General features: G+C 49.6%; 1 protein-coding gene and 1 pseudogene. Both read left to right on the top strand.

What is annotated here, in order from left to right; translation table 11 throughout:
* Positions 1-892, top strand: an 892-nt coding sequence (locus tag R7E78_RS24715; RefSeq protein ID WP_318058419.1) for a flagellar motor switch protein FliG, incomplete at its 5' end; no start/stop codon positions are given.
* Positions 893-895: 3 nt separating this feature from the next.
* Positions 896-1,017 (top strand): annotated as a pseudogene (locus R7E78_RS24710) (flagellar assembly protein FliH); the annotation flags it as partial.

Raw genomic sequence — 1,017 nt, 5'->3', positions numbered from 1 at the left:
GCGTGTGACTCGCGCAATGGCGAAACTGAATGGCATAAAAAGCGATTCAGCACGCGGTGTGATTCAAAACTTTTTTGAAGATTTTCGTGAGCACAGTGGCATTCGTGGTGCATCGAAAGAGTACTTGTCGAACACCTTGCGTAAGGCGCTCGGTAACGATCTTGCTAAAGGTCTGTTGAACAACCTGTACGGTGACGAAATTCGCAACAACATGCAGCGTCTGCAATGGGTAGAGGCTGAAACGCTGGCGCGATTTATCGTCAACGAGCACCCGCAGATGCAAGCCATTTTCTTGGCTTATCTGCCAGCGGATAGCTCATCTGCCGTGCTGAAGCATCTGCCGCAAGACTACCATGATGAAATCATCTTCCGTATTGCGCAGCTACAAGACATCGATCACCAAGTCGCGACCGATCTGCATGAACTGGTTGAACGTTGTATCGAAAAAGTGTCTGCAAGCCAAAGTGTACCGCTTTCTGGCGTTAAGCAAGCGGCAGACATCATCAACCGCTTTGAAGGCGACCGTGGTTCATTGATGGAAATGCTCAAACTGCATGATGAAGAAGTGGTTAACGCCATCGAAGAGAACATGTTTGACTTCATGGTACTGGGCCGTCAACGCGAAGAAACCATGGACATGCTCGTACAGCAAATTCCACTCGAGCTTTGGGCTACGGCACTGAAAGGTTCGGATATCACGTTGCAGCAAGCGATCAAACGCTCAATGCCACAACGTATGGTGAAAGCGCTAGAAGACGATATGGAAGCGCGTGGTGCAGTTGCACTAAGTCGAGTTCAGAAAGCGCGCCAAGACATCATGCAAATGGTGCGCGAGCTTGATGAGTCGGGTGAAGTTCAGTTGCTTCTATACGAAGAGCCAACGGTGGAATAAAGCATGGCAGAACAAAGATCGAACATTATGCGACTGCCTCAAAGTGGTTACCGTTTACACCGTTTTCCGCCGCTGGCTCAGCCAGTTGCGGTTGATGAAGAGTTCGGCTTAGACAACCAAGGTTG

The organism is Vibrio sp. YT-19(2023), from assembly GCF_033337395.1.
This window is presented reverse-complemented; position numbering and strand designations above follow the sequence as displayed.